Annotated in this window: 4 protein-coding genes; 3 read left to right on the forward strand and 1 reads right to left on the reverse strand. The window is 58.6% G+C overall.

Annotated elements, in window-relative coordinates; all coding sequences use genetic code 11:
• Positions 1–333, forward strand: a 333-nt coding sequence (locus Q5H33_RS08050; RefSeq protein ID WP_302423937.1) for a class II aldolase/adducin family protein, incomplete at its 5' end; no start/stop codon positions are given.
• A 144-nt stretch (positions 334–477) separates the two neighbouring features.
• Positions 478–1,995 carry an L-arabinose isomerase gene (gene araA, locus Q5H33_RS08055; RefSeq protein WP_302423939.1) on the forward strand — a complete coding sequence of 506 codons (1,518 nt, stop codon included), beginning with the start codon at positions 478–480 and terminating at the stop codon, positions 1,993–1,995.
• A 317-nt stretch (positions 1,996–2,312) separates the two neighbouring features.
• Here araA and Q5H33_RS08060 read toward each other — a convergent pair whose 3' ends face one another.
• Positions 2,313–4,136, reverse strand: a complete 1,824-nt coding sequence (locus Q5H33_RS08060; RefSeq protein WP_065434915.1) for a long-chain fatty acid--CoA ligase — start codon at positions 4,134–4,136, stop codon at positions 2,313–2,315.
• Positions 4,137–4,770: 634 nt separating this feature from the next.
• On the opposite strand from Q5H33_RS08060, the gene Q5H33_RS08065 reads away from it, so the two are divergent.
• Positions 4,771–5,017: hypothetical protein (locus tag Q5H33_RS08065; RefSeq protein WP_302423942.1), on the forward strand; the 247-nt coding region annotated here is incomplete at its 3' end.

The raw sequence follows: 5,017 nt of genomic DNA on the forward strand, positions 1-5,017 counted from the left end.
CAGAACATTCCGTGCGGTCTGACGATGATGGGCGACGAGTTCGGCGGTCCTGTTCCGGTGGGTCCGTTCCGTCTGATCGGTTCCGAGGCGATCGGCGAGGGCGTGGTCGAGACGCTCAGGGAGTATCCGAAGTCTCCTGCGGTGCTGATGCAGAACCATGGTCCGTTCACCATCGGCAAGGACGCGGAGTCGGCGGTGAAGGCCGCGGCGATGACGGAGGAGGTCGCTCATACGATGTGGGCGGCGAGGCAGTTGGGTGAGATCATTCCGATTTCGGATGAGGATATCGCGAAGCTGAACGATCGTTACACCAACGTCTACGGCCAGCACTGAGCTGCAATCCTACGATTCCGTAATCCTACATAATTTCACAATCGTACGAACTCGCGCTACGCAACAGAACAACGCGAAGCGCGAGTTCGCAATCGCAATAAATAATTAAAAACTCCATAAACAACGAAGTAAAGGAACAATCACATGGCAATGGAAAACCCGTTTGAAGGCAAGGAAGTCTGGTTCGGCGTCGGATCCCAGGATCTGTACGGCGAAGAAGCGCTGCGTCAGGTGGCCGAGCAGTCCGGCGAAATCGTCGACGCGCTCAACGCAACCGGCAGGATTCCGGTCAAGGTGGTGCTTAAGCCGACCCTGAAGTCCTCCGACGGCGTCAAGGCCTTCATGGTCGAAGCCTCCGCCAACCCGAACGTCATCGGCGTGATCACCTGGTGCCACACCTTCTCCCCGGCCAAGATGTGGATCCGCGGCCTCGAAGTGCTCACCAAGCCGCTGCTGCAGCTCAACACGCAGCACCACTTCGAAATCCCGTGGGAAACCATCGACATGGACTTCATGAACCTGAACCAGGCCGCACACGGCGACCGTGAGTTCGGTTACATCCTGACCCGTCTGGGCATCAACCGCAAGATCGTGGTCGGCCACTACACCGATCCGGCCGTTGCCGAAGAAATCGGCACCTGGGCACGCGCCTGCGCCGGCTGGGATGCTTCCAACAACATGAAGGTCATGCGTTGGGGCGACAACATGCGCAACGTGGCCGTCACCGAAGGCGACAAGACCGAAGCCGAGCGCGTGTTCGGCGCATCCATCAACACTTGGGCCGTCAACGAGCTCGTCGCAGCCTACGAAGCCGTCAAGGACGATCAGGTCAAGAGCATCATCGAAGACTACAAGGTTAAGTACGACGTTGATCCGGCTCTGCTCGACGCCAAGTACGATTCCCTGTTCATCGCGGCCAAGGAAGAAGCCGCCATGGTCAACATGATGCGCGCCAATGGCTGCACCGCCGGCGTTGACAACTTCGAAGACTTGGGTGCCCTCCCGCAGCTGCCGGGCGTTGGCCCGCAGCGCTTCCCGTCCGAGTACGGCTTCGGCTTCTCCGCCGAAGGCGACTGGAAGACCGCAGTGCTCGTGCGCATCGGCGCAGTGATGGGCTACGGCCTCGAAGGTGGCGCTTCCCTCATGGAAGACTACTCCTACAACTTCACCCCGGGCAACGAGATGATCATGGGCTCCCACATGCTCGAAGTCTCCCCGTCCGTCGGCACCATCGCCAAGCCGAAGCTGGAAATCCACCCGCTCGGCATCGGTGGCAAGGCCGATCCGGTGCGCCTGGTCTTCACTGTCGCCCCGAAGAAGGACGCCGTCGTCGTGTCCATGTCTGACGTGCGCGAACGTTTCCGCCTGACCATGAACCTGGTCGACGTGGTCGAGCCGCTCGGAGAGCTCAAGCAGTTGCCGTGCGCCCGTGGCCTGTGGAAGCCGCAGCCGGACCTCAAGACCTCCGCCGAGTGCTGGCTGCGTTCCGGCGCCTCCCACCACACCTGCATGACCACCTCCGTCGGTCGCGAGGCTTGGGAAGACTTCGCCCGCATCGCCGGTGTCGAACTCGCCACCATCGACGCGAACACCAAGGCCGCAGAATTCGAGCGCGACCTTGAGATCTCCGAAATGTACCACCGCCTCAACAACCGTCACTGACATACCGGAGCGTTAACGGCACGGCAGAAGACTCGACGTACCCTCGTACGTCTTCGCCTTCTGCCGCACCGTTACCGCACGCGTTATACACTGACGGAACCGTCACTGATTGTCGCTTTACTGACAATGGATAGGGTGTCGTTAGACATTCTGGATTCATCACTAATCTCTGCCATATGAGCGCCGGCGGGTCGGATCGCTTCCGATCACCGGCGCTCGTTTGCATTCCTTGAAAGTTGTACAGACAGAACAAAAGCGTGGGGTACGAGAGAACGTTTGTATTCTCTCGCACCCCACGCTTTTATGTATTATGCGATTCAGCGCTTGCCGGAGTACAGCTGCTGATCGATCACCTGTGCGAACACGCGGTTCACTGCCGGACGCACCACTTTCAGCGACGGGGTCAGGCACTTGTTTTCCTGCGTGAACTGGGTATCCAGCACTACGAACTTACGTACGGATTCGGCGCGGGAAACGGTCGCGTTCGCCTTGTCGACGTACTTCTGGATTTCGTCGTGAACGGCGGCGGTCGCAGCCACGCGATCCAACGGCGTATCGGCAGACAGTCCAATGGAAGGCAGCCAAGCCTCCAATCCTTCCGGATCCAACGTGATCAGCGCACCGATGAACGGACGATTGTCGCCGACAACTACCACATGCTCCACAATCGGACATTTCACAATCTCCTGCTCCATCGGAATCGGAGAAACGTTCTTGCCGCCGGCGGTGATGATGATGTCCTTCTTACGGCCGGTGATCGTAATACGTCCCTCGTCGTCAATCGACGCCAAATCACCCGTTTTCAGCCACCCATCCTCGGTGAACGCTTCCGCCGTCTTCTCAGGCAGGTTGTGGTAGCCCCTGAACACGTTCGGGCCCTTCACCTGAAGTTCGCCATCATCGGAAATGCGCACAGACGATCCCGGAGCCGGTTGGCCGACAGTGCCGATCACATTGTCGGTGACGCGGGTCGCGGCGAACGGCGCAGCGGTTTCCGTCATACCGTAACCCTGAATCATCGGCAGGCCGATACCGTTGAAGAAATGCGCCAGAGACACGTCCAGAGGAGCACCACCGCATGCCACGTAGCGGATGCGCGGGCCGAGAGCGCTACGCACGGTACGGTATACGGAAGCCTCATACGAAAGATGCTGCGCGATCTGCTTGGCGGTCGGGCGTTCGCCGGCCTGCTGCATGCGCGACCAATCGCGTGCGGCTTCGGCAGCCTTGAGGAACAGGCGTCCCTTCCAACCCGTGCCGGCCTTGCGGGAGGCCGCGTTATACACCTTCTCGAACACTCGTGGTACGCCCAGCAGATATGTCGGTTCGAAGGAACGCAAATCGGGCAGCAGCGTCTTTGTGTCTGGCAGATAACCAACCACGCCGTCGTCGGAAGCAATCGACGCGTACTGGATGAACCGTGCGAAACAGTGGGCGAGCGGCAGGAAGAGAAGCAGTCGCGGATGATCTTCGAGAACGATCTCATGCAACGCCAGACTGCCTGCGCGCGTGATCGATATGAAATTGCGGTGCGAAAGCTCGGCACCCTTTGGAGCTCCCGTCGAACCGGACGTGTACACGATGGTGGCCAGATCGTCTGCATGCACCGAATCGATGCGCGCTTCCAGCTCCTCGTCGGACACGGTGACGCCCAAGCCTTCCAACGCGCCCATGGCGTTGGAATCGAGCATCAGAATATGCTTGAGAGACGGGCAGCGGTCGATTACGGAGTCGAGACGGTCGAAGCGCTCGCGATTGTCGGCGATGGCCAGTTTCACATCCGAATCGTTGAGGATACGCTCGGCCTGCGCCGCGGAATCAGTGTCGTAGATCGGCACGTTCACCGCGCCGATGGCGGCCAGTGCGAAGTCGAGCACGCCCCACTCGTAGCGGGTGGTGGAGAAGATGGTGACGGCATCGCCCTTGTTGATGCCGAATGCGATGAGGCCTTTTGCGGCGGCGAGCACGGCATTGTGGAATTCGCCGGTAGTGACCTTCGTCCATTGGCCGGGGGCGGTTTTGCGTTCCGCGATCACGGTATCTTCGCCAGTGCGCGCTATGCGTCCAGTAAGCAGGGAATAGATGGATTCGTCGTCGCGCACCTCAACGGATTCGCCCGGGGTGGTGTACTCGGTGAGCATGAAGCGTTCTCTTTCTCGCGGTTTTTGCGTTGTTTCCGCGTATTTCTGCTTGTGATGCGTGCGGGAGCGATACAAACCGTGTGTCCGCGTTTCCTACCCCTTGCGCACCTTGCACATTCTAAGTTACGGGGCCGTAAGTCTGCATTGTGAGAAGCGACAAGAAATATTTCATCAACTTTGTATGAACTGACAAATGGTGCTATTCCGTCAAAAATCAAGTGTTTGGTGTCGCGCTGTATCCGTTCGAAAAAAAGGCTTGACGTAACGGTTGCGGGGGAGCCGCCATGCTTCCCATATATCCCCGAAAGGACCGTAAAACCAGCGAAATGCGAAGAAATGGTGGTGCGAGCGTTTTTTATCGAGTACACTCACGAGTGACGCAATTTACCCCTTGCGTCAGAGGGCTGCCTGCTCAACGGCGAACATCCAGCCTTTTTATTCTTTCGCCGTTTCGCTGGTCGTGTGGCATGCTCCGCACTTGCTTGGTTCGTGTGTTTTTGCTGAAGATGCGTTTGTGATTGCTATGTGCGATGAGCTCTTGACGTTTCTGTTTCCGGGCGGATAGGCTGAATCGAGCGACATGGTGATGCGGGCGCGCAAATTGAACCGCGCGAATGTGAAGGAAAGGATTTCGATGTTTGACAAGAGGCTGTTTTCCCTCGCTCCCGGCGTGGGACGGTTGGTTGCGGCGAAAGTGCTCTGCCAATGGGTCGGACTGCTGGCCAACGTCGTGTTCGTGGTGACGGTGGTGGTCATGCTTTCGCCGGCGCTTGCCGTGGTGGAATCGGCGTTCGACCCCATGTTCTCCATGGGTGATAGTGGCCTGATTTCCCGCCTATTCATCGGCTTTGGCTACGGCGGATTCAGTGCGGAAACATACG

This window comes from uncultured Bifidobacterium sp. (assembly GCF_959020145.1).
GTDB lineage: Bacteria > Actinomycetota > Actinomycetes > Actinomycetales > Bifidobacteriaceae > Bifidobacterium.